This window comes from Hymenobacter lucidus (assembly GCF_020447265.1).
Classification (GTDB): domain Bacteria; phylum Bacteroidota; class Bacteroidia; order Cytophagales; family Hymenobacteraceae; genus Hymenobacter; species Hymenobacter lucidus.
This window is the reverse complement of the sequence record NZ_JAJADR010000001.1, coordinates 150,186-173,793: the sequence shown is the minus strand read 5'-3', so window position 1 is coordinate 173,793 and position 23,608 is coordinate 150,186. Positions and strand designations below refer to the sequence as shown.

The window sequence follows — 23,608 nt, the reverse complement described above, 5'->3', positions numbered from 1 at the left end:
GGTGAGTTTCGTTCTTTTAAGTGGGGAGCCAGAAGGAAAACTCACTGCCCTGATTGGGCGTGCTGCGCACTTCGATGTGGCCGCCGTGGCGCTCTACCACCTGCCGCACGTAATAGAGCCCCAGGCCAAACCCTTTGACACTGTGCAGGTTGCCAGTCGGCACCCGAAAGAACCGGTCGAAAATGGCTTCCTGATAGGTTTTAGGAATACCGATACCGTCGTCGGTGACGGTGAGGCGCCAGCCCGGCCCATCCGGCCCGCCCTGGATACCGATGGTGACCTGCTCGCGCGAGTACTTGATGGCGTTGTCGATGAGGTTGTTGATGACGTTGCCCACGTGGAGCCGGTCGAAGCGCACGGTGCTGGTGGCGGGCAGGCGCACGTCGAACCGCACAGGTTTGGCGGCTTTTAGCTGGTGGCGGGCTACCAGCTCTTGTACCAGCTCGGCGGGCTGCACCGGTTCGGGGTGCAGCTCCAGCGTCTGGCGCTCTTCCACGGCAATGTGCAGCACTTTTTCGACCAGCTCCGACAGGCGCTGCAACTCCTGCCGGGAAATAGCCAGGTACTTTTCCGTCTTGGCCGGGTCGTGCAGGGCCCCAAAGTGCTGGAGCGCCTCCACCGCCGCCGACACCGTGGCCAGGGGCGTTTTCAGCTCGTGGGTCATGTTGTTGATGAAGTCGTTCTTGACTTCCGACAGCTTCTTCTGCTTTAGTATCGTACTCAGCATCAGCACAAAGCAACCTGTGGTGAGACCAAGCAGCAACACCGAGCCGCCCAGCAGCCCGCCCATGCGGCGCAGCACCCAGGAAGTAGGGGCAGCAAACGAGGCCTGCACGTACTGGTCACGCACGGGGTTGAGCAGCACCGGCGGCGTCTGGAGGGCGTAGCCGGCCCGCAACGGCCTGTTGGCCAACAGGTCGGCCTGATTAGCGGCCAGCCGGGGATGGGCCGTCAGGGTATCGAGCACGAAGGGTGCATCGGCCTCGCGCAGGCGCAGCTCGGCGTGGTAGGCCTGGCCGAGCTGCGCCAGATTTACCGGCTTTTCCTGGGCCCAGTCGCGCAGCAGCTGCCGGGTAATGGTGCGGGCCAGCGTGTCGGCGGCCCGGCCACGGTGGGCATTGGGCCGCAAGCTCACCTGCCGCTCTACCTTCACCATGCGCAGCTCCCCATCGGTTTTGGTGACTTGCTGGCGCGTGAGGACTTCGAGCTGGTCGGGGCTTTGGCCGGCGGTGTCATACTGGCGGAAGATGACGCGCACGGGCTTTTTGCCGGCCCGGGGGCCGAGCAGCTGGCGGGCGAAGTGCAGCTGCTGCTGCTGAAGCACGGCCAGCAGGGCCTCACGCACGGTGCGCTCAAACTGGGAGTTGGTAAGCTGGTAGGTGGTGTAGAGCCAGTACGCCTGAAAACCGTTGATGCCCAGAATGCAGAGCGTCATGAGCCAGAAGATGGAGCGGATGCGCCGTTTCATGGGGCAAAGGGCTAAAGTAGAAGCCGAAAATAGCTGGTTCGCAGGGCTTTTGGTGGTGCGTTAACACTGTTTAACATTCTATAACAGTGCTTAACACGCCGATGTGGGAGGTTTGAGCCGTCAACTCAACCCTTCGACACTTATGAAAAAGCTCCTACTCCTGCTCAGTGCCTGCGGCACCCTACTTGCTGCCCGGGCCCAAACCGTTTCCGGGCGTATTCAATACGAAGCGGCCCAGAAAGTAAACCCCGGCCAGATGCGGGTGATGGTGAATGGCCAAGAAGTGAAGCCCGGCAGCCCCGACTACCCCACCGATATTTCGGACGTGCGCAACTTCGGGCTGACGGTGAGCTTTGCCGGCGGCTACGCTAAGGAGGAGCGCCAGGACGGGGCCATGCGCACCGTGGTGGAGGGCGGCCCCGGCGCGGCCCCGCAGATGACCAATCTGGGCAAGCCCTTCGAGGAAGTGGTGTACGTAAGCCAAGCCGAAAACAAGCTCAGCACGCTACTGAGCATCAAAAAGGGCGAAACCACGACCACCTACCGCACCGACAAGCCCCTGGCCCAGGCTGCCGGCTGGCAAAATTCCGACCAGACTAAAAAAATTGCAGGCTATACCTGCCGCAAAGCCACCGTGCCGTTCAAAGGCCAGTTTTATACTATCTGGTACACCACCGAGCTGCCCTTCACCTACTCGCCGGTGGCCGACTTACTGCCCGAAAAAGGCGTAGTGCTGGCCCTTGAAAACCCCCGGGAGCAGTTCAAAGCCAGCAAAGTAGCTCTCACAGCCGTGCCCGAAAGCCAGGTGCGCCCCGCCGGCCAAGCCCAGACTGTGACGCCTGAGGAGTTGAAGGACCTGAAGGAAAAAGCCCGGGCCGACTTCCGCCTCAAGCTGCTGGAAGGCGAAGAAAGCCGCCGTCCGTAATGCTACGCTCGACTCTCCTCCTGCTCGGCATCCTGCTGGTTTTCAGCGGCGTGGCCCAAGCCCAGAAACCCAGCCCGGGCAAAGGCAGCATCTCCGGCGCGGCCGTCGATTCGCTGACCGGCAAGGTGCTGCGCGAAGCATCCGTATCCTTGCTGGCCGCCCGCGACTCATCCTACCTCACCTTCACCATCACCGACGGCGACGGGCAGTTTGTGCTGCGCAACGTGGCGGCCGGCCGATACCAGGTGCTGGTCACGTTTCTGGGCTACAAAAGCCGCCTCGTGCCGGTGCAGCTCACCGAAACAGCCCCCACGGCCCAGCTCGGCACGTTGCGGCTGCGGGCCCAGAGTCAGACGCTGGGCGAAGTAGTAGTGCAGCAGGAACGGGCGCCGGTTTCCTTGTCGGGCGATACGCTGGCTTTTAGTGCCCGGGCTTTCAAAACCCAGCCCAACGCAGCCGTGGAAGCCCTGCTCAAGAAGCTGCCGGGCGTGGAAGTAGATCGGGCGGGCAACATCCGGGCCCAGGGCCAGGCCGTGAGCCGGGTGCTGGTGGATGGCAAGCCTTTTTTCGGCGACGACCCGAAGATGGCCACTCGCAACCTGCCTGCCGACATCATCGACCAGGTGCAGCTTTTCAGCCAGCAGAGCGACCAGGCCGCTTTTTCCGGTATCGACGACGGCACCCAGCAGCGCACCATCAACCTGGTAACCAAGCGCGACAAGCGCCGCGGCTATTTCGGCACCAACAGCGCCGGCGCCGGCACGGCCGGCCGCTACCAGGCCCGGCTGGGCGTGAACCGCTTCAACAACGGCCGGCAGATTTCGGCCTTGGGTATGGCCAATAACATCAACCAGCAGGGGTTTTCCAGCAACGGCGGGCCGGCCACCAGTCAGCCCGGGCCGCCCGCCAACGGCCCGGCGGGCAGCAGCGGCGGCCGGGTGCGCGTGGGTGGGCAGGGCAGCCGCAGCGGTGCCGATTCCGACAACGAGCAGCCCAACAACATCCTCGAATCGGGGGCGGTGGGGCTGAACTACCGCGACGCCTGGGGCAAACGCGCCGAAGTAGCCACCAGCTACCTAGGCAGCCGCAGCAGCGAGGTAACCGACCAGCAGAGCCGCCGCGAAAATGCCACCACGGCCCCCACCCTACCCGGCGAAACGGCCGCTCCGTTGCTCACCGACCAGCACCTGTACGCCCGCGAAACCACTCCTAGCCACCGCCTCAACCTGCGCCTCGACTACAAGCTCGACTCGCTCACGACGGTGCGCCTAACCCCATTTGCGGCCTGGCAAAGCCCCGAGCAGCGCCGGGCCAGTGAGCAGCAGGTTAGCCGGGGCGGGACGCTGCTCAATCAGGGCCAGCTGCGCTATACCACCGGCAGCACTACTCTGAACGGGGCCAATAACCTGTTGGTAATGCGCAAGTTCGCCAAGGAAGGCCGCACACTGTCGGCCAACCTGAATACGGTGCTCAACGGCCAAAACGAGCAGACGCTCAACCAGGCTACCAATACCTTTTTCACGACCACCGAGCCGCCCCGCAGTACCGAACTCAACCAGCAGCTAACCGAAAGCACCGGCGGGCAAACCAACGTGCTGAATCTATCTTACACCGAGCCCGTGTCATTGAGCCGCAAGCTGGAAGGGCACTACAACCTGACGCACACCCAAAACCAGGCCGACCGCACCGTGCGCGACTTCACCGCTGCCACCGGCCGCTACGACGCGCTGAACCCGCTGCTCAGCAACCGGTTCGACAGCCGCTTCGTGGCCCAGCGCGCCGGCCTGACGTTGCAAACGCGCCGCCTGCGCTACACCTACGGCCTGGGCCTTGATGCTTTGCAGGCCGGGCTGCGGGTGCGCAACCAGACGGCTGACACCACCTTTAACCGGCGCTTTACCCGTCTGCTGCCCAACGCCCTGTTTACCTACAACGGTAGCCAGAACCGCACCCTACGCCTCACTTACCGCACCCGCTTGAACGTGCCCTCGGCCGCTCAGCTGCAGCCCGTAGCCGACAATACCAACCCGCTGCAGGTGCAGCGGGGCAACCCGGCCCTGCGCCCCGAATACATCCATTCCTTGCTCACTACCTACAGCCAGTTCAATGCCCGCAACAACCGCAGCGTATTCGTGCTGCTCGACGCGGCCCAGGTGCAGGACCGTATCGTGGCCGCCACCAGCTTCAGCGCGGGCGGGGTGCAAACGACCCGGCCGGTGAATGCCAACGGCTACCGCTCGGTGAATGGCTTTTTGTCGCTAGGCCAGCGGCTGGCTACGCACAAAATCAACCTGAACCTGACTACCAACTCCAACTATACTCACGGCTTGAGCTTTGTGAATGACGAGCTGAACGTGGCCCACAGCTGGAACGTGGGCCAGGGGCTGAGCGTCAATTCGAGCTACAACGACCAACTCGAATTCGGCCTCAGTGCCAACGTCACCTACCAGCAGGCCCGCTATTCGCTGCTGCCGGGTCAGAATACCGCCTACTTCACCCAAACCCTCACGGCCGATGCCTACTACCAGCTGCCCGCTCACTTCGTGCTGACCACGGACCTGTGGCTGAGCAACAACACGGGCCGGGCGGCGGGCTACAACCAGCGCGTGGGACTCTGGAATGCCAGCCTGGCCAAGCAGTTTTTGGCCAACCAGCAGGCTGAAGTGAAACTGCAGGTGTACGACTTGCTCAACCAGAACCGCAGCGTGGTGCGCAACGTGACGGACACCTACTTGGAAGATGTACGCAGCCGCGTGCTGACGCGGTACGTGCTGCTGAGCCTCACCTACACCCTACGCAAGTTTGGGGTATAGGTGAAGCTCAGCAGAGTAGGACCAAGGCACTGATCCAACCCTGAAATTTGTGGAATTATGTTTCCGTTTAGCAAGCTAAAAGCCTATCGATAAAGGCAAAACAACATATTAGCCAAGTAATATACTGTTTTGCTAATAGTTGTTGCTTACTTTTACGTATGCGGAAACTACTTCCCGTACTGTTTCTCCTTTATTCCTTTCTCTTCGCGGGGCTGGTGCAGGCCCAAAGTCCGCAGACGCCGAAGCTGCGGGCGGCGCTGGCCCGGGCCCCGCACGATACCACCCGGGTGCTGCTGCTGGCCGACCTGAGTGCCTCTTACCGCTACTCCCGCTTCGACTCGGTGCTGTGGTATGCCCGCCAGGGTTTGCAGTTGGCCCGCCGCATTGGCTACCCCAAAGGCGAAGGCCGCTGCCTCTCGCGCCTGGGCATCCTGATGAGTGAGCGGGGCAACCTGCCCCAGGCCCTGCGCATCGACCTGCAGGCCCTGCAGCTGCACGAAAGCAGCCACGACTTCGAAGGCATGGCCCGCACCCTCAACCAGATGGGCCTACTCTACCACGCCCTGGAAGACTACCGCCCGGCCCTGTCGTATTTTTTCCGAGCCAAGGCGTTATATGAAGACCACAAAGTCGGCGACGATTCCCAGCTCATCAGCGTGCTAACCAACCTGGGAGCCAGCTACGAAGGCCGCCGCCAGCTCGACTCGGCCGAGTATTTCCTGAACCGGGCCTATGCCCTGACCCAGCAGTCGGGCACGGTGCACCAGAGCTGCTGGGGCAACCCGCTGCCCTACGTGCTGCGCGAGCTGGGCCTGCTGCGCGCCTCCCAGGGCCAAACCGACCAGGCGCTCGACTACTACCGCCGCAGTGCACAGGCCTCGTTTCCTGAAAATGACCGGCGCAGCGCCTGCCGCACCTACCAGTATATGGCCGAGCTTTACCACAGCCGCCGCAAGACCGATTCGAGCGTGTACTACGCCCGCAAGGCTCTGAGCCTGGGCCAGAGCTTGCCCTACGTGATTGGGGTGATGCACACCAGCAAGCTGCTGAGCGGGGCTTTTCAGGACCGGCAGCAAACCGACAGTACGCTCAAGTACATGCGCATTATGCAGCAGGCCGAAGACAGCCTGTATAATCCGCAACGCATTAAGCAGCTCGATGCCATTGGCTTTGCCGAGCAGCAGCGCCTGCGCGAGCTGGAAGCCGAGCGCCGGCAGTACGAGGCCCGCAACCGCACCTACATCGGCTTTGGCGTACTGGGCAGTCTGCTGCTGCTGGCCCTGCTGCTGTGGCGCCACGGCCGGCAGCAGCAGCAGGCCAATGCCAAGCTGAGCGCCCTGAACCAGGAAATAACCCAGCAGAAGCAGGAAATAACCAACCAGCGCGACAGTCTGGGCCGGATGCTGCACGAGCTCAAAACGACCCAGAGCCAGCTGGTGCTGCGCGAAAAGATGGCCTCCCTGGGCGAGCTGATGGCCGGCGTGGCCCAGGAAATTCAGACTCCGGTAAACAACATGCGCAATATTGCCGGCATCAGCGCCGACTTGGTAGAAGACCTGCGCAAAGGGCTGGCCAGGCTGGAGCTGGAAATTGAGGAGCCCGGCACCGTTTGGGACAACCTTCAGATTCTGAGCCAGTACCAGAGCAACATTGTGCGTTCCAGCCAGCGGGCCGCCTCCATCGTGAGCGGCATGCTGGAATATTCGCGCAGCAGCCCCGGCCCCCGCCAGAGCACCGACGTGAATGCCTTCGTGGAAGACTACCTGCGCCTGACGTACCACGACGTGCGGGCCAAAAACCGCAACCTCTACGCGGCCCTATTGCCCGACCTCGACCCGGCCGTGGGCAACCTGCCCATCATTCGCCACGACCTGGGCCGGGTACTCATCAGTCTGTTTACTAATGCCTTCTTTGCCGTGCAGCAGCGCAAGCGGGCCGGTCAGGAAGGCTACGTACCCCAGGTGGCCGTGAGCACCCGCGCGGCCGCCGGCCACGTCGAAATCCGGGTGCGCGACAATGGGTTGGGCCTCTCAGCCGGGCAACTGGAGCGGCTGTTCGAGCGGTTTGGGACGCCGCCCACCACTCCCGATGACCCAGGTCTGGGCTTGGCCCTGAGCTACGACCTCATCACCAAGGGCCACGGCGGCACGCTCACGGTAGAAACCGAGCTGGGTGAATTCACGGAGTTTGTCATTACCCTGCCCCTGCCCGAGCGGCCCGCCCCGGCCATGTCCGACCCGACGGTCTGAACAATGTAGAGACGCAACCTGGCGTTTATACCCCGTTCTGCTGCCTGAAAAGGCATATTCCACTTACAGCGGCTTTTCCAGTACCAGCAGCGTCAGGGCCTGGCGGGGCGTGCCGAAAGCGGGGTTTTCGTGGAAGGGCAGCTCCTCGCCGGTGCGCCGGTAGCCGTGGCGCTCATACCAGGCCAGCAACTCGTGCCGCACCGATATAACCGTAATTTTCAGGCGGCGGCACTCTTGCTGCCGGGCGTAGTCGGTAGCCGTGTGCAGCAGATATTTGCCGATGCCCGTGCCCTGCAGCGTCGGATTGACCGACAGCATGCCCAGGTACATCGTCTCGGCTTGCTGCTGCAGGTACACCGAGCCCACCAATTCGCCGGCTTCGGTGCGGGCCATGAGCAGCACCGCGCCTTGGGCCTGCAGCATCTCGGCCAGAGAAGCGGCATCGATGCGGGAGCCGTCGAGCAGGTCGGCTTCGGTGGTCCAACCTTGTTTCGAGGAGTCGCCACGGTACACACTGTTCACGAACGAAACCAAGGCGGGAATGTCGGCGGTGGTAGCGGGTGTGGTAGTCAGGGCGGAAGGCGGGGTCGGGTTCATAACACAAAAGTATACCTTGGCGGTTGTTGAGCCGCACCCTTCCCCTGCTTCCCGCATGACCGATTCCGTTGTACCGGCCATTCGCGCCGCGCACCTGCACAAGCGCTACGGCTCCCACGCGGTGGTGCGGGATGTGTCGTTTGTGCTGCCCGCCGGCGAAACCTTGGTGCTGCTGGGCCCCAGCGGCTGCGGCAAAACCACGCTGCTTAAAATGCTCAACCGCCTCGTGGAGCCCGACGAGGGCACTATCGACATCAACGGGGAGGATGTGCGCCGGCAGCAGCCCGAGCAGTTGCGGCGCGGCATTGGCTATGTCATTCAGCAGGTCGGATTGCTGCCGCACTACACCGTGGCCGAGAATATTGCGGTAGTTCCCCGCCTGCTGGGGCACCCGCCAGTGGCTATTGCCGACCGTACCGCCGCCCTGCTCACCCGCTTGCATTTGCCGCCCGCGCGCTACGCCGGCCAGTATCCGCACCAGCTTTCAGGCGGGCAGCAGCAGCGCGTGGGGCTGGCCCGGGCCCTGGCCGCCAACCCGCCGATTATCCTGATGGATGAGCCCTTCGGCGCCCTCGACCCGATAACCCGGGCCAGCATCCGCCGCGAGTTTCGGGAACTGGAGGAGCTGCGCCAGAAAACCGTGGTACTCGTGACCCACGACGTGACGGAAGCCTTCGAGCTGGCCGACCGGATTTTGCTGCTCGACGCCGGGCAGGTGCAGCAGCTGGGCACCCCGCGCGAGCTGCTGCTGCGCCCCGCCAACGACTTCGTGCGCCGCTTTTTCGCCGCCGAGCGGCTGGCGTTGCAGTTGCGCACCTTCACGCTGGCCGACGTGCAGCCGTTTCTGCCCGCTTTTACTTTGGACGAGCAGCCCGGTTTTTCAGCTGAAACCTCCGTGCAGGAAGTATTGGAACAACTGACGACGAATGGCGTGGTCAACCATTTTCCCTTCGATTTGGCCCAGCTGATGGCCGCTTTTGGGCAGGCTTTACAAGGAGAGGAGGCCGCATGGAAACGCTAACCGAACTACTCGTTTTCTGGCAAGCCCAGGCCGGCAAGCTGGGCGAGCAAACCCTGCAGCACATTGGCCTCACGGCGGCTTCGCTGCTGCTAGCCGTGGTGCTGGGCGTGCCGTTGGGGCTGCTACTCACGCGCCGGCCGCGCTGGGCCCCGGCCATCCTGGGCGTAGCCGGCGCGCTGCAAACCGTGCCCAGTATTGCCCTGCTCGGCTTCCTGATTCCCCTGCTCGGCATTGGGCCCAAGCCGGCCATTTTCGCGCTGTTTCTGTATTCGCTGCTGCCCATTATCCGCAACACGCTCACCGGCGTGCAGGGCGTGAGTCCGGCCGTAGTAGAGGCGGCGCGGGGCCTGGGCCTCACCGATGGGCAGATTCTGCGCCGGGTGGAATTGCCGCTGGCATTGCCGGTGCTGTTTGCCGGTATTCGCACGGCCACCGTTATCAACGTGGGCGTGGCTACGCTGGCGGCCTACGTGGCGGCGGGCGGCCTGGGCGAGTTCATCTTCGGCGGCATTGCCCTGAACAACCCCGCCATGATTCTGGCCGGGGCGCTGCCGGCGGCGGGGCTGGCCCTGGCCTTCGATGCGGCCCTGGCTGGCCTGCAACGCCTGAGCACCCGCCGCCTGGTGCAGGTGGGGGCCGCGCTGCTGGTGCTGCTGCCGCTGCTGGGCGGGCTCTACCTGTTGCCCCGCGCCACGGGCAAGCTGCTGGCCGGGTTTAGCCCCGAGTTTGTGGGCCGGGCCGATGGGCTGCCGGGCCTGAAAAGCGCCTACCACCTGCGCCGGCTGCCCAGCGTGGTGCTGGCCCCGGCCCTGGTGTATGAGGCGGCCCGCCACCAGGATGTGGACCTCATCGACGGCTACTCGACCGACGGGCGCATCCGGGCCTACGACCTGCGCGTGCTCCGCGACGACCGGCGCGTGTTTCCGCCCTACTACGCGGCCCCGGTGGTGCGGCCCGCCGTGCTGGCTGCCTACCCCGAGCTGGCCCCGGTGCTGGCCCAGCTGGCCGGCCAGATTTCCGACTCGGTGATGACCAACCTGAACTACCGCGCCGATTACCTACACCAGGAACCCCGCGCCATTGCCGAAGCCTTTCTGCGCCGGCGCGGCCTGTGGCGCGCGGCGCGGCCCCTGGCTCCTGGTGCGCCGGTAGTGCGGCTGGGCTCCAAGATTTTTGCCGAGCAGTACATCCTGCTCGAAATGTACGCGGCCCTCATCCGGGGCAATACGGGGCTGGCCGTGGAAACCAAAACCGGGCTGGGCGGCACCACCATCTGTTTCGAAGCCCTGCGCACCGGCGCCATCGACATGTACCCCGAGTACACCGGCACGGGCCTGCAGGTGCTGCTGCAGCCCTCCCCCGCCGTCCTCGATTCACTGGGCGGGCGGCCCCCGGCCGTGCTGCAGTACGTGCGCCAGCAGTTCCGGCGGCGCTACGGGCTGGAGTGGCTGGCCCCGCTGGGTTTCAACAATACTTACGCCCTGCTCATGCGCCAGCGCCAGGCCCGACAACTCGGTATTGTCTCCATTTCCCAGCTCAGCACCTATTTGAGCAAGTGAGAGGATTGGTTCTGTTATCCTGCTCCCTGCGCCGGACTTGCCCCCTGCCCCACTAAAGCTCCTGCCAACGTACCGAATGCCGGGTTCGAAGCCCCGGCAAGGCTGTTCGATACCTCAGCAAGAGCCTCCAATACTTCGGCAACTGGCTGCTACACCTCGGCAGGTGCGGCCTACATAGTAGCGCGAGCTTCCCACACGTCAGCAAGTGCATACGAATCCTTGGCGCGAGCGTACGGAACCTCAGCGCGAGCAATGACAGCAGTCAAAAGAGCTGTTTCCAGCGCCTGAACCGAGTTTGAACGGTTTGCAGGAGTTGTGACCATAATTTGGCGCAATGGGCGCACGGAGTAGAGCGCAGAGCTTTTCTCGCTGATCCTTTCAACGGTTCCTAGATAGAACAAAGCCCTTTACCACGTCAGTAGTAAAGGGCTTTTGCGCGTTGAATTGCGCTTGTTACTGAGGTGAGCAAGGTTCTTGACTCTGCTTCGCGACGTTCAGGATGACAGAGCGAATAATAGCCGACGAAAGCCGGCCGCGCTGCCCTACGCCCCAGCGCTGCCCGGTCCGAAATGGATGCGGAACATGGTGCCTGCTTCGGGCTGGCTTTCCACCTCAATGTGGCCTCCCTGGCTTTGCACCAGCCTGTTGACGAGGAACAAACCCACGCCGGTGCCAGTACCAGCCTGCGGGTGGAAGCGGCGAAACAGCTGAAACAGCTCTTTGCCGTAGCGTTCCAGATCCATGCCCAGGCCATTGTCGCGCACTTCCAGCACGGCCTGGCCCTGGGCCACGCGGCTTTTCAGCTGAATGCAGGGGCGGCGCTGCGAGTGGTGGTACTTTACGGCGTTGCCCAGCAGGTTCAGCAGAATGGTGCGCAGGTTGCTTTTCACGGTAATCAGCGTGGGCAGGGCGGCCAAATCCAGCTGCACGTCGGCATTGACGGCTTGGAGCTGGGGCTGGAGCGTCTGGAGCACGTCGGCTACCACGTCGGCCAGGGCCACGGGTTCGGTGGGCTCCACGCCGGGGCTGCGCTCTACCTGCACCACGGTGGCCAGATCGGTAATGGTGGTGAGCAGCACGCTCAGCGACGAATCGACCAGCTGCCAGAGCTGCCCGGCATCGGGGTCGGTGATGGTGGCCGAGCGGCGCAATTCGTCGAAGAGGCCGCGCAGGTTGTCCACGGGCTGACGCAGGTCGTGAGAGGCGGCATACACGAAGTTGTCCAGGTCGGTATTGGTGCGGGCCAGGTGCTGGTTGGCGCTATCCAGCTGCTCGTTGCGGGCCTGGGCTTCCTGGTTGGCCATGGTCAGCAGCGTATTTTTGTGCCGGATCTGCTGGCGGGCCTCGGTCAGCTCCTCCACCGATTCGCGCAGCTGCTGGTTGATGGTCTTGATTTCGGCGTGGTAGCGGGCCACGTACTGCCGCCACTCGTTTTTCTCAATGGCGTGCCGCACGGTTTTGCACAGCAACTCCTGGTCGAACTGTTGTTTAACCAGGTAATCCATAGCACCGCCGTTGAGGGCGCGTACGGCCAGCGTTTCGTTGCCGCCACCGGTTATCATCACCACGCAGAGGCTGTCGGGCGGGGCAGCCTGCTTCAGGTCGGCCAGCACTTCCAGGCCGTCGGTATCGAGCAGGTTGTAGTCGAGCAGCACGCAGTCGGGCTGCTGGGCAATGAACATGGCCAGCGCATCCTCGCCCGAGGAAGCTTCATGAATTTCCAGCCGCTCGTGGTCCAGGCTTTTGCCCAGGTAGCGCCGGTACAGCATTCGGTCATGCTCGTTGTCGTCAACGAGGAGTATTTTTTTCACGCGGTAAGCTTCCTAGTTCGTGGCGGGCAGTTCGGAGGCATCAAGCCAGTAGCGCATCGTGAGCCGGACTTTTTCTTCCAGCGCGGCATAGTCGATGGGCTTAGTGAGGTAGCTGTTGGCCCCGAGATGGTAGCAGTCCTCAATGTCGCGAATGTTGGAAGAAGTGCTGAAGATAATGACCGGAATGGGCAACAGCAGCGGGTCATGCTTGATGACGTCGAGCACGGCCCGGCCGTCGGTGCCGGGCATGTTGAGGTCGAGCAGGATAATGGCGGGCAGCATCTGAGGCCAGCCGGGCCGCTTGCCGTAGCCCTGCAGGTAGTCCAGAGCCTGGTCGCCGTCTTCGCAGCGCAGCACCGGGTTCTTCAGGGCGTGCCGGCGGAAGGCGCGGTCCAAAGCCATAAAGTCTTCGGCGCTGTCGTCCACCACAAGGACGGGTTTAAGTAGACTACTCACTTACAAATGCTTAGAAACAGTGAAATAAAAGGTCGCGCCCTGGCCCCGGCTTGAGTCGATCCACAGGCTACCGCCGTGCTTTTCCACCATCTTCTTCACGATGGCCAGACCCGCGCCGGTACCGCCGCCGTACTTCTCCTGGGCGTGCAGGCGCTTGAAGATCTTGAAGATGCTCTCGTGGTGCCGCGGATCGATGCCGATACCGTTGTCGCGCACGTAGAACACATGAAAGTCCGTCTGGTTTACCACTCCCTTCGGCCCTGCTACGTCCGGGCCCGCCACGCCTATTTCTACGGCTTTCTGCGGTTTGTCGTTGTAGCGCATAGCGTTGGTGAGCAGGTTGTTGAACACCTCCCGAATCCGGACTACGTCGCAGCGCACGGTGGGCAGCGGGCCGGCCACGGTTACGGTGGTCTGGGTTTGTTCGAGGCGGGGGTGCAGCAAGTCGAGTACTTCGGCCAGCAGCTCGTTGAGGTCGGCCGGCACTACGACCAGATCCATGCGGCCCACGCGGGAAAGCTGGAGCAACGATTCAATCAGGTTTTCCATGCGCTGGCTAAGGCGCACCAGGGTCTGGAGGCGCTGCACGCCTTCGCCATCGAGCTTATCGGCGTAGTCTTCCAGCAAAAACAGCGAGTAGTTGTGAATGCCCCGCAACGGCTCTTTCAAGTCGTGGGAGGCCACGTAGGCAAACGAATCCAGCTCGTCGTTGCTGCGCTCTAGCTCGGTATTGAGCTTGCTCAGGCTGGTGGCGCGGGCCTGCAGCTCGTTGAAAACCTTGAGCCGGACGTCGGAAATGTGCAGGCGAATTTCCTTAGCCGCCTCAATTTCCACGGGCAGCCAGGGCACGGCCGTGTTTTCCACCACCTGCTTCCACTGCTCAAACGACTGTCGGGGCGAGAGAAAAATCTGGCCATCGGCCATGACTTCGGCCTTTTCGTGCCGCCCGGCCCAGGTCACGGTCTGCACCTGCTCAGGCCGGAACCAAAGGATATAGTTGCCGGGGGCTTCGGCCAGGGAAATAGCCAGCAGGCCGCTGGCCGTGCCCCGCACGGCCAGCCCAGCCGGGTTGAGGCGGATGTAGGAATCGGTGAAAAATACATCCTGCTTGCCGTGGTCCTGCAGCCAGTCCAGCATTTCCTGAATTTGGGGCTTAGTGGGCGCATTGCCCAGCGGGATGATGTCGCCATCGAAGCAAATGGCGGCCCCACCACAGGCAAACACGTCGAGCACGGTGGGCTGGTGGCGGTAGAGGCCCTCCACGAAGTTGTCGTTGGTGGTGACGCGCTCCAGCAGCCGCACCTGGTTCTGACGAATATGCAGCTGATATTCCTGGGCATCGTGCTGCTCCTTGGCCGTAATCAGGGCCGAAAACGTCTTGCCGATAAACTGGCACAGGTCGCGCAGCTCGTAGCTTACCAGCTTGGGCTGGCGGTGGTGGCAGGTTATCATGCCCCACAGCCGCCCATCCTGAATGAGGGAAACCGTCATGGTAGCCGCCGAGCCCATGTTGTGCAGGTACTGCAAATGGATGGGCGACACGCTGCGCAGCACCGAGTAAGTCATGTCGGGTGGCAGGCCGGTGCTGGGGTTGAGCACCGGCACCAGCTTGGCGGGCACGTAGTGGGCATCGGGAATAAAGCGGAGCCAATTTTTGAGGTACATGGCCCGGGCCTGCTTTGGAATATCGGTGGCCGGGTAGTGCATGCCCAGCCAGGGGTCCAGCTCCGCGTGCCGGGCCTCGGCAATGACTTCGCCGCTCTCATCGGGCGCGAAACGGTAGATGGCCACCCTATCGAAGCCGGTGAGGGCGCGCACCTGCTCCACGGCGTACTGGCAAAACTCCAGCACGCGGGTAGCGCCCAGCATCTGGCCCAGGGCATTGTTGAGAAACGGCAGATCCAGCGCCGGGGCCTCGTTTTCAGCCACGGGCTCAAACTCCAGCCACAGCAATTGGTCGTAGCGGTGCAGAATGATCTTGTAGAACGGCTGCCCGGCCACTTTATCGAGGCGGGAGCCCAGCAGCCGGGCCTGGTCGGTAAGCAAAGGCCGCAACTGCTCGATTTCGGCCAGCCGCTCGGCGCTTAGCAGGCGCTCCAGGGTACCGCCCACCAGTTCTTCGGCCGCTATGCCCAGCAACGTCAGCGTATTTTCACTGGCCTGCACCACGCGCATGGTTTGCTCGTGGAGGCACAGCAGGAAGCCATAAGGCTGAATCAGGCCGGGAATATGGATAGGCTCTCGGTCACAGTTGGTAAGCGTAATTTCAGCCCCGAGCAGGCTTTCGTCGGTATAGCGCATCAGGCGTTTATCCAGGCGTAAAGGGTTTGGAACGTCTGGCTGGCCGACGCTACGATTTCAGCTTGATTTTCTTCCGTGGCCGCCTCGCTCAGCAGCTGGCAGAAGCTTTTCCACAGCGGACCGGTTTGCTCACCGTTGCCAGAAAAGTAGCTTCGGGCCTCGATACCAGCCTTGGCCAACTGCCGGGCCAGCACCTGCCCGCCCAGCGTGGAGCCCTCCATTACGTACATCGCGCCCAGCAGTTGGGCCTCGGTGGCCAACGGCGGCATGGCCGGGCACAGGGGCAGCGCGGCGGCGCCCACGCCCAGGTCGGCGGGAATCAGGTGGGCGCGCTGCCGGAGCTCCAGCTGCCACTCGGGCCCGAAGCCGTGCTGGCGCAGGCGGGCTTCGTAGGGCACCAGAAAACCGTAGAGCTTGGCCAGAAAGTGGTGCGTAATGGCCGGGGTGATGATGCCGGCCCCCAGGGCTTGGTTGAACTCGTTTTGCTCCAGGGCGTCGTGGTAGGGCCTGGTTTCGAGGCGCAGCTGCTGCAGAATGGCCGGGCGGGAAGAGGTAAGCGGCATGGGTACGGACGAGTTACTAGGTAAATATACCGCAGTAAAAGCGGATCGACCGACCGGAAAGTTCAATGCTTATGGCTCTGCCGGAAGGCCTCCGGAGGCTGCCCCACGTACTTTTTGAAGTAGCGCGTGAAGTAGGAAGCATCCTCGAAGCCCACGGCATCGGCCACCTGCGCCACCGATTGGGCCGAGTGCGTCAGCAGGCGCTTAGCCTCGGCCACCACCCGCTCATGGATCAAGTCACTGGCAGTTTTATTGAGGATACGGCGGCAAATGGCATTGAGGTGGTTGGCGGTGAGGGCCAGCTTGTTGGCGTAGTAGCGCACGGTTTTCTCGGCCCGAAAATGCGCGTTGAGCAGCTGCCCGAATTCGCGCACCTGCTCCAGGCCGTGCGGCGGCAGCTGAGCAGCCTCGGCAGGCGGCGCGTAGGCGCGGGCAGCCAGCTCCAGGGCTAGGTACACGTAGGCCGCCACTACTTCGTCGCGGTTGGGCGCGGTCGTCTGCTCCTCCTGAAACATGCTTTCGAACAGCGGCAAAATCTGCGTTTCCGAAGTTGGCAGGCAGATTACGGGCTGGTTGGCCGGGTTGAAAAACGGGTACTCGGCCAGGCGGTGAGCCGGATAGTGCTGCAGGTAGAACTCGGCGGTGAAGAACAGGATGAAGCCCCGCGCATCCTCGGACAACGACCAGGCGTGGGCCTGCCCCGGGGCCAGAAAAAACAGGCTACCCGGCCGCAGCTCGTAGGTAATCAGGTCGATAGTGTGGGTGCCCTGGCCGTGGGTGACGTAGAGCAGCAGGTAAAAATCGTGGGCGTGGGGCTCACTCACGCGCGGAAACTGCGCCACGTGGGCTTCCAGCGGCTGAATGTAGTACCACTGATTGTTGCCGGGGCGGGCAAAGGCATCGAGGGCCAGAATGGGTAAGGCGGGGGCTTTCATGCGGGCCGCAAGCTACGCACTGCGGCCTTTGCCCGGTAGTAGCGCCGGGGTGTAGCGCGAAATTCCCCTGCGCGAGTCGTTGAACGATAATCGTTGCCACGACACGCACTCCCCGCGAAGTGGAACTTCGCACTATACTTCTACCGCCGCTTCGCCCGCCGGGCGCGAGGCGTGCTGGAAGCTGTAGTACAGATACCCCAAGGCCGGCAGAATAAACACGCTGCCCAATAGCAGCGCCCAGCCCAAGGCCGCCACGGTTTTGGCCGGGGCCAACTGCTCCAGCAGCGACAAATGCTGCCCGCCGCGCAGCCGGATAAAGTCGGGGAAGTGCGCGTAGCCCACGGCCAACAGAATCATCGTGACCTGAAAGCCGGCTAGCACCCGCGGCACCCAGGTGCGGCTGCCCCCCAGCACGTACCACAGCACGCCCAGCGAAACGGTAGCCAGGGCAATGGCCGTGAGGCCCACCGGGTTGCCGAAAATCCAGCTGATCAACGGCAGACCTTCATAGGCGGCGGCCCCAAACACCAGAGCCCCGGCCGCAAAGGCCACCACAATCAGCAGGCGGGTTTTGCGGATGAAACGCAGCCGGTCGGCTTCGGTGGTAGCTTCGCCGATAGTATACACCGAGGCCAGGTAACCGCACAGGGCCACCGTAAACACGCCCACGGCTACCGCAAACCAGTGCAGCCAGCTCCACACGTAGGCCGTCAGAAAGTCGGGGGCGGCGGGGTCGACGTAGCCGGCCAGGGCGCTGCCGGCCAGAATGCCGATAAAGAGCGGCGTGACCAGGCTCGAATACACGAAAATGGTGGCGTACACGGTTTGCATCCGGTCGTGCACCGCATCATAATGCCGAAACACGAAGGCCGTGCCCCGGGCAATGATGCCCAGCAACAGCAGCAGCAGCGGAATGTGCAAACTCACCGACATGGTGCTGTAGATGCGCGGAAAGCCCACGAACAGAATGACAATAGCAATGATGAGCCACATATGGTTGGCTTCCCAGATCGGGCCGATGGCCTGATACAGCGTTTCCTGCGTTACGCGGCGGTTTTTGCGGGACGTAAACAACTCGATGATGCCCGCGCCAAAGTCGGCGCCGCCCAGCAGCAGGTAGAGCAGAATGGCCAGGTAGAGGTAGGCAATAACGACGTAGTTCATAGGGCAGCAGCTAAGCGTGAGCGGCTTCGGCCGCACCGGCCGGCACATCATACAGCTCCGGCACCATCCGGATCTGGCGGTAGAGCAGGAAAACAACGACCAGACTCAAGGACAGATACACCGCCGTAAACAGGTAGAACGAGTAGGCAATACCCGGCATAGGCGTCACCGCGTCGGCCGTGCGCATCACCCCGTTGATAATCCAGGGCTGGCGGCCCACTTCAGTTACCGCCCAACCGGCTTCCACAGCAATAAAACCGGCCGGGGTGGCAGCCACGAACAAGCCTAGCAACCAGCGGCTGTGCAGCCACTGTTTTTTGCGCCACAAGGCCCAGAAATACACCACCGCAATGCCCATCATGAGCGTACCCAAGCCCACCATTATCTGAAAGGCAATGTGGGGCACCACTACCGGCGGCCGGTTTTGGGGCGCAATTCGGTCGAGGCCGGTTACTTCCTGCTCAAAGTTGCCGTGGGCCAGAAAGCTGAGCATCCCCGGAATCTTGATGGCGTAGTCTACCCGCTGCTTGTCCTCATTGGGCAGGCCGCCCAGCACCAGGGCCGCATGTTTCTCGGTGTGAAAGTGAGCTTCCATGGCCGCCAGCTTGGCCGGCTGCCGACGAGCTACGTCCTTGGCCGAAAAGTCGCCGCTCAGGGGCTGCAGCAGGGCGGCCACGGCCCCGAAAGCCGCCGCAATCCGGAAGGCGCGGGTATGAAACGCCACGTTGCGGCCCCGACGCAGCATCAGGGCGTGCACGCCGGCCACTGCGAAGCCCGTGGCGGCAAAGGCGGCCAGCGTCATGTGCAGGGCCTGCGAGAGCCAGGCATCGTTGAACATGGCCGCAATAGGGTCGATGTTCAGGTACTGGCCGTTCACATAGTCGAAGCCGGCGGGGCTGTTCATCCAGGCATTGGCCGCCACCACCAAGATGCCCGAGGCCAGCCCGCTCACGCCCACTACCACGCCCGTAAACCAGTGAAACCAAGGGTTGAACCGGTCCCAACCATACAGGAAAAAGCCCAGGGCAATGGCCTCGATGAAGAAAGCCGTGCCTTCCAATGAAAACGGCATCCCGAAAATGGGCCCGGCGTGCTCCATAAACTTCGGCCAGAGCAGGCCCAGCTCAAACGACAAAACGGTGCCCGACACCGCGCCCGTGGCAAAGAAGATGGCCACGCCCTTGCTCCAGGCCCGCGTCACGTTTTTGTAGGTGATGTCGTGGGTCCGGAGCCAGTAATAATGGGCCACGGCCATAAAAAACGGCATTACCATGCCGATGCAGGAAAAGATGATGTGAAAGCCCAGCGACAAAGCCATCTGGGAGCGGGCGGCAAGGAAATCGTTCATATTACCGGTGCTTGGCCTGATACCCGGGCAAGGTAGTCGGCAGGCGGAAAAAGTAAGCCCCGCCCGCAGTATTTCTGCGGGCGGGGCTGGCATTACAGGTGGGCGTGGGACTTGCTCCTACTTGGTTGGGGAGGCGCAGTGGCCAGTTGCCGCAGGTTGGGGTCGTATTTGATGCCGCCGAACAGATACAGCATAATGGCGCGGGAGTAGCGGAGCGTGGCCGGGGCCGTGAGCAGCACCAGCACCGTGACCAGCAGCACATACACCCACACCGCCGGATTGCCGAGCAGGTAGTAGGCCGCCACGCCGCCAATGGCAAACCAGGCCACCGAAAAGGCGTAGCTCACAAACATAGCGCCCCAGTAAAAGCCCGGCTCGGGCTCGTAGGCCACGCTACACACCGGGCAGCGCTCGGGCATCATGGCGTATTTGGTGAGCTTATAGGCTGGATACGAAAACAACGGCCCTTGGTGGCAGCGCGGGCAGCGCAGGTCGAGCAGGGCCAAGGTGGAAGAATCAAGCGGTTTCATAAGGCTGCAAGCAAAATGCTGATAACAGCTCAAAGGTACCACCCACCCTATCGCCGGAGAAGGCACAAAAGCGTGCTTCTACCGCACAAATCAACGATTCCGCCAAGGTTTGGCGCGTCTTTGCAGAAGCATGACGACTGTTGCTGGCCGACCGGAAAAGGCACAAAAAAAGGGCGTCTCCGTATTGGAAACGCCCTTTTAGGTAGCGGGGACAGGACTCGAACCTGTGACCTTTGGGTTATGAGCCCAACGAGCTACCAACTGCTCCACCCCGCACTGTTTGTGATGCAAATGTAAGAGTGTTTTTTGGAAATGCGCCATACTGGCCTAAAATAAGCCTATTCACGCCGCTTTCCACCTGACTATCAGCAGGAATAATTTCCATGTTGCTGAATAGGCTTACTATAGGCTTTATTCAATATAGCTTTTTGATACCATAATAACTCAACATTATCCAACCACAAGCTCAACGATACGTATTCCGCATTCCGTCCTCATTCATTCTTACCACACCATGACACCACAACCCTTACTTATCCCAGCCCGGTTGGCTGGTCTGGCTACCACACTGTTTCTGGCTGGCCTTGGCCTCACTTCGTGTGACAATGCCAAAACCACCGACCAATCGGCGCAAGGCACGGCGGCTACGGAAGCCACGGCCGATACTACTCCCGCAACTGCCGGCGCTAAGGCTGTGAAGCCCGCGGGGCCCGCTCCTGCGTGGGCTCCGAATATCGGCCCGGAAATGCTGACCGTTATTGAGAAGCTAGCTAGTCTGCAGGGCCCTACCCCGCCCGAAACCATGACGCCCGCGCAAGTGCGCAAAGCGCCTTCGGCTACCGATGCGACTATGGCTGTAATGAAGGATTTTGGCATTCAGACGCCGGCTTCACCGCTGGATACGATGAGTAAGGAAGTGGCCCCGGGCGTGAAGGCGCGCATTTACACTCCTAAAGGTGCCACGGGTCCGTTGCCGGTAGTAGTGTATTACCATGGCGGCGGCTGGGTTATTGCCAATCTTGATACCTACGACCCCTCGGTGCGGGCCCTGGCCGAGAAAACCAATGCCATTTTTGTATCGGTGGCCTACCGCCAAGCCCCGGAAAACAAGTTTCCAACCGCTCACAACGATTCTTTTGCCGCCTACCAGTGGGTGCTGAAGAATGCCGCTTCCATTAAAGGTGACCCCAAACGCGTGGCTGTAGCTGGTGAAAGTGCTGGCGGCAACCTAGCCGCGGCTGTGTGCATGATGGCCCGCGACAAAGGCATACAGCAGCCCAAACACCAGCTGCTGGTATACCCTATTGCCGACTACAGTATGAACACGGCCTCGTACCAGAAAAACGCCCAAGCCAAGCCATTGAGCAAGCCGTTCATGGGCTGGTTTTTCAAGCACTACCTACGCACGCCCGCCGATGGCAACAGCCCTCTGATTTCGCTGGTGAAGGCTCCGAACGTAAAAGGATTGGCTCCGGCTACAGTTATTACGGCTGGCATCGACCCATTGATGAGTGAGGGCAAAGCTTACGCCGATAAGCTGCAAGGCGCCGGCATTGCGGTGAAATACCAGAATTACGACAACGTGACCCATGAGTTCTTCGGCATGGGAGGCGTAGTGCCCGAAGCCACACAGGCCCAAGACTTAGCCGCCGGCGAGCTGAAAAACGCCTTGAAATAAAGCACTAGCTCTGCCTTTCCGGTCTGCTGTTCTGAACAGCGCGCAGGACCTTCCTCACCTTAGTGAAGAAACCTGAGTAAATGCACAAAGCCCTTTACCACCAGCATGGTAAAGGGCTTTGTGCGTTGGTACAAACTACAGTGGAGTAGGCGCGAAAGCTCCTTCGCACTGCTCAGGACGACAGGGCAAACAACGTCACGCACCCATCAGAAGCGGCTGGTGATGCCGAAGTGAATCTTGGAGTTGCTCAACGACATCTGCTGGTTGTCGGAGCGGCCAACGGAGTACACGAACTGAAACAGGCCGGCACCGGTCCGGAAGCTGAGGCCCGCGCCCAGGCCAGTGGGCGCGTCGCTGGTTTTGTCGGTGGCCAGGTCGCGGCGCAGGTAGGCCTGGTCGGCGAAGAGGAACACGTAGGAGTCGGCGCCGGTAAACTGCCGGAATTCGACGGTGCCCACGCCGTAGGTGTTGGCATAAAAGGCGTACTCGTTGAAGCCCCGCAATGTAGCCAGGCCGCCGATGCGAAACATATCATTGAGAAACAGCCGCTCATTCACCAGCGCCTCGCCCCGCAGCCGCGTGAGCAGCACGCCGTTGCGTCCGAGACGAAAGTAGCGTTCCAGCCGTACGCCCAGCGTAACCTGGGTAGAGCGCAGGGGTACGCGGTTATAGAGCGTGTCGTTCAGGTCGGAGTTTTTGGTGATGCGCTTGGTGCCCACCGCCGCCTGCCCGGCCGCCAGAAAGCCCCGGCGCGGAAAAAGCAGGTCGTCGAGGCTGTTCCAGTTGTAGTCGAGGCCGTAGGACGTGTACTCGGAGTCGATATTATCGGGGAGCTTGTCCAGGGTCTTTAGCGTGCCGGCCGTGTCGGCCAACAAGCGGGAGCTGCGCCGCTCGGTGAAGAACGAAATGCGCCCGGCTCGCACCGTGGGGTAGGTTACCTGCAGGCGCGGCTGCAGCGTCAGAAACGAATTCGACTGCTTGTAGAGGTTAAAGGTGCCACCCAGCTCCAGGGGCGTGCCGAAGAAGTTGGGATGCACGTAATGGGCATCGAGCAGTTGGGAGGCCACGTCGAGCTTGCGCCACTGCAGCCCAATCTGCTTGCCGCCCCCGCTGAGGTTGCGCAGGTTGATGGTCACGTCGCCGGTGATTTGCAGCTTCTTCTGGCCCGGCCCCGGTGCCGAATTGGGCAGCACCCCCACAATGGCGTCGAACTGGTTGGAGGGCCGGTCTTCGAGCAGCAGAAAGATGCGGGCCCGGCCCTGGGCAAAGCGCACCTCGGGCTCGGCTTTCACCTGCAGGTAGGGCAGCTGCCGCAGCAGCCGGCTGATGGCATCTACGCGCTGCTGGCTGTAGGGCTGGTTGGGGAAAATCTGCAGGTACTTAGTCAAAAACCGCTTTTTGGTTTTGGTCTTGCCCACAATCTGGATGGAGTCGAAGACCACGGCCCGGCCCCGGTCGAGCAGCACGCGGCCGGCAATATCGGCCCCGCGCAGCTCCAGCGAGTCGAGGCGCACGGTGGCAAATGGGTAGCCCTGGTTTTCGGCTTCGCCGAGAATGCCTTGCTGGAGCTTCGTCCACTCATTGGGCTCGAAGGGCTTGCCGGTGAAAAACCTTTCGCGGTAACCGGCCCGGGTCAGCAGCGCGTCGCCAAGGTTGCCGTTGCGCAACCGGGCCCACCGGAATTTCTCGCCCACGTAGAGCTGCACCCGTAGCGTATCGTGGCTCCAGCGCAGGCCGTCGGCCGAGGCCGTCAGGTACGAATCGGCCTGCAGGGCCAGCACCAGCTCGCGCACTTCCCGGAAAGCGGCCACTGAATCGGGGACGGTAGCCGAGTAGCGGTAGCGGCGCAGCAGGGCCCGGTCGGCGGCTTCGGTGTCGAAGCGGATAAACCGGCGGCTGGCCGTGCGCTGGGCCCGGCGCGTGGCGGTGGTATCGGGAGCGGGCTTGGCGGGCGGCAGCGGCGGCGTTTGGAGGGCGGGCTGGTTGGGTACCGGCAGCGTGGGGGTTTGGGCGCATACGCGGGCGGGCCCACCGGCTAAGAGCCAGCCGCAGAGCAGCAGGAAAACGAGGGCGCGGGCGTACATTTGGAAACACAAACGCGAAAACGCGCTTTTAATTTCCCGAAAATACGGGGTCGGGCCGGTTAGTCGCCGGCCGCAGTGAACGAACTGCCGGGCCCGCGCTGTTTTC

17 protein-coding genes and 1 tRNA gene are annotated in these 23,608 nt (G+C 62.3%); 6 read left to right on the top strand and 12 right to left on the bottom strand.

Going from position 1 to position 23,608, the window contains the following annotated elements:
- Positions 1–16: 16 nt before the first annotated feature.
- Complete coding sequence (locus LGH74_RS00805) at positions 17–1,468, bottom strand: sensor histidine kinase (protein ID WP_226170450.1); 1,452 nt, start codon at positions 1,466–1,468, stop codon at positions 17–19.
- A gap of 142 nt (positions 1,469–1,610) precedes the next feature.
- Between LGH74_RS00805 and LGH74_RS00800 the strand changes: the two genes are divergently transcribed.
- From LGH74_RS00800 to LGH74_RS00790, 3 genes are all read left to right on the top strand, one after another.
- Positions 1,611–2,393 (top strand): GLPGLI family protein, encoded by a 783-nt coding sequence (locus LGH74_RS00800; protein ID WP_226170448.1) that lies wholly within the window; start codon positions 1,611–1,613, stop codon positions 2,391–2,393.
- A complete protein-coding gene (locus LGH74_RS00795; RefSeq protein WP_226170445.1) occupies positions 2,393–5,206 on the top strand; it encodes an outer membrane beta-barrel family protein in 2,814 nt (937 codons plus the stop codon). Before LGH74_RS00800 ends, LGH74_RS00795 begins: the two co-directional genes overlap by 1 nt.
- Positions 5,207–5,364: 158 nt before the next feature.
- Positions 5,365–7,455, top strand: coding sequence for a tetratricopeptide repeat-containing sensor histidine kinase (locus LGH74_RS00790; RefSeq protein WP_226170442.1), 2,091 nt, complete (start codon positions 5,365–5,367; stop codon positions 7,453–7,455).
- A 63-nt stretch (positions 7,456–7,518) separates the two neighbouring features.
- On the opposite strand, the gene LGH74_RS00785 is transcribed toward LGH74_RS00790, so the two are convergent.
- Entirely contained in the window at positions 7,519–8,052 is a 534-nt protein-coding gene (locus LGH74_RS00785) for a GNAT family N-acetyltransferase (protein WP_226170438.1), read from the bottom strand.
- Positions 8,053–8,107: 55 nt separating this feature from the next.
- Here LGH74_RS00785 and LGH74_RS00780 point away from each other — a divergent pair, with 55 nt between their 5' ends.
- Positions 8,108–9,073, top strand: a complete 966-nt coding sequence (locus LGH74_RS00780) for an ABC transporter ATP-binding protein (RefSeq protein ID WP_348532981.1) — start codon at positions 8,108–8,110, stop codon at positions 9,071–9,073.
- Positions 9,061–10,632 (top strand): ABC transporter permease/substrate-binding protein, encoded by a 1,572-nt coding sequence (locus LGH74_RS00775; RefSeq protein WP_226170435.1) that lies wholly within the window; start codon positions 9,061–9,063, stop codon positions 10,630–10,632. Before LGH74_RS00780 ends, LGH74_RS00775 begins: the two co-directional genes overlap by 13 nt.
- Positions 10,633–11,174: 542 nt before the next feature.
- On the opposite strand, the gene LGH74_RS25030 is transcribed toward LGH74_RS00775, so the two are convergent.
- From LGH74_RS25030 to LGH74_RS00730, 9 genes are all read right to left on the bottom strand, one after another.
- Positions 11,175–12,443: a sensor histidine kinase gene (locus LGH74_RS25030; protein ID WP_226170432.1), complete on the bottom strand. Its 1,269-nt coding sequence runs from the start codon at positions 12,441–12,443 to the stop codon at positions 11,175–11,177.
- Between the two features lie 12 nt (positions 12,444–12,455).
- Positions 12,456–12,899 carry a response regulator gene (locus LGH74_RS00765; RefSeq protein WP_226170430.1) on the bottom strand — a complete coding sequence of 148 codons (444 nt, stop codon included), beginning with the start codon at positions 12,897–12,899 and terminating at the stop codon, positions 12,456–12,458.
- Positions 12,900–15,200 (bottom strand): ATP-binding protein, encoded by a 2,301-nt coding sequence (locus LGH74_RS00760; protein ID WP_226170428.1) that lies wholly within the window; start codon positions 15,198–15,200, stop codon positions 12,900–12,902.
- On the bottom strand, positions 15,200–15,763 hold the full coding sequence (locus tag LGH74_RS00755) for a biliverdin-producing heme oxygenase (protein WP_226170426.1): 564 nt from the start codon (positions 15,761–15,763) through the stop codon (positions 15,200–15,202). Before LGH74_RS00755 ends, LGH74_RS00760 begins: the two co-directional genes overlap by 1 nt.
- 62 nt (positions 15,764–15,825) lie before the next feature.
- Entirely contained in the window at positions 15,826–16,698 is an 873-nt protein-coding gene (locus LGH74_RS00750) for an AraC family transcriptional regulator (RefSeq protein ID WP_226170423.1), read from the bottom strand.
- A gap of 132 nt (positions 16,699–16,830) precedes the next feature.
- Complete coding sequence (locus tag LGH74_RS00745; protein WP_226170421.1) at positions 16,831–17,862, bottom strand: cytochrome d ubiquinol oxidase subunit II; 1,032 nt, start codon at positions 17,860–17,862, stop codon at positions 16,831–16,833.
- A gap of 10 nt (positions 17,863–17,872) precedes the next feature.
- Complete coding sequence (locus LGH74_RS00740; protein ID WP_226170419.1) at positions 17,873–19,210, bottom strand: cytochrome ubiquinol oxidase subunit I; 1,338 nt, start codon at positions 19,208–19,210, stop codon at positions 17,873–17,875.
- A gap of 92 nt (positions 19,211–19,302) precedes the next feature.
- Positions 19,303–19,740, bottom strand: a complete 438-nt coding sequence (locus tag LGH74_RS00735) for a DUF983 domain-containing protein (protein WP_226170417.1) — start codon at positions 19,738–19,740, stop codon at positions 19,303–19,305.
- 203 nt (positions 19,741–19,943) lie between these two features.
- Positions 19,944–20,016 (bottom strand) — tRNA-Met (locus LGH74_RS00730).
- A 238-nt stretch (positions 20,017–20,254) separates the two neighbouring features.
- Between LGH74_RS00730 and LGH74_RS00725 the strand changes: the two genes are divergently transcribed.
- On the top strand, positions 20,255–21,418 hold the full coding sequence (locus LGH74_RS00725; RefSeq protein ID WP_226170414.1) for an alpha/beta hydrolase: 1,164 nt from the start codon (positions 20,255–20,257) through the stop codon (positions 21,416–21,418).
- 206 nt (positions 21,419–21,624) lie between these two features.
- On the opposite strand, the gene LGH74_RS00720 is transcribed toward LGH74_RS00725, so the two are convergent.
- Positions 21,625–23,502 carry a BamA/TamA family outer membrane protein gene (locus tag LGH74_RS00720; RefSeq protein WP_226170412.1) on the bottom strand — a complete coding sequence of 626 codons (1,878 nt, stop codon included), beginning with the start codon at positions 23,500–23,502 and terminating at the stop codon, positions 21,625–21,627.
- Positions 23,503–23,608 lie beyond the last annotated feature (106 nt).

Coding starts and splice junctions, on each gene's coding strand:
- LGH74_RS00750 (WP_226170423.1), bottom strand. CDS start 16,698: ATGAAAGCCCCCGCCTTACCCATTCTGGCCCTCGATGCCTTTGCCCGC.
- LGH74_RS00795 (WP_226170445.1), top strand. CDS start 2,393: ATGCTACGCTCGACTCTCCTCCTGCTCGGCATCCTGCTGGTTTTCAGC.
- LGH74_RS00760 (WP_226170428.1), bottom strand. CDS start 15,200: ATGCGCTATACCGACGAAAGCCTGCTCGGGGCTGAAATTACGCTTACC.
- LGH74_RS00790 (WP_226170442.1), top strand. CDS start 5,365: ATGCGGAAACTACTTCCCGTACTGTTTCTCCTTTATTCCTTTCTCTTC.
- LGH74_RS00755 (WP_226170426.1), bottom strand. CDS start 15,763: ATGCCGCTTACCTCTTCCCGCCCGGCCATTCTGCAGCAGCTGCGCCTC.
- LGH74_RS00805 (WP_226170450.1), bottom strand. CDS start 1,468: ATGAAACGGCGCATCCGCTCCATCTTCTGGCTCATGACGCTCTGCATT.
- LGH74_RS00720 (WP_226170412.1), bottom strand. CDS start 23,502: ATGTACGCCCGCGCCCTCGTTTTCCTGCTGCTCTGCGGCTGGCTCTTA.
- LGH74_RS00800 (WP_226170448.1), top strand. CDS start 1,611: ATGAAAAAGCTCCTACTCCTGCTCAGTGCCTGCGGCACCCTACTTGCT.
- LGH74_RS00745 (WP_226170421.1), bottom strand. CDS start 17,862: ATGAACTACGTCGTTATTGCCTACCTCTACCTGGCCATTCTGCTCTAC.
- LGH74_RS00725 (WP_226170414.1), top strand. CDS start 20,255: ATGACACCACAACCCTTACTTATCCCAGCCCGGTTGGCTGGTCTGGCT.
- LGH74_RS00775 (WP_226170435.1), top strand. CDS start 9,061: ATGGAAACGCTAACCGAACTACTCGTTTTCTGGCAAGCCCAGGCCGGC.
- LGH74_RS00780 (WP_348532981.1), top strand. CDS start 8,108: ATGACCGATTCCGTTGTACCGGCCATTCGCGCCGCGCACCTGCACAAG.
- LGH74_RS00785 (WP_226170438.1), bottom strand. CDS start 8,052: ATGAACCCGACCCCGCCTTCCGCCCTGACTACCACACCCGCTACCACC.
- LGH74_RS00735 (WP_226170417.1), bottom strand. CDS start 19,740: ATGAAACCGCTTGATTCTTCCACCTTGGCCCTGCTCGACCTGCGCTGC.
- LGH74_RS00740 (WP_226170419.1), bottom strand. CDS start 19,210: ATGAACGATTTCCTTGCCGCCCGCTCCCAGATGGCTTTGTCGCTGGGC.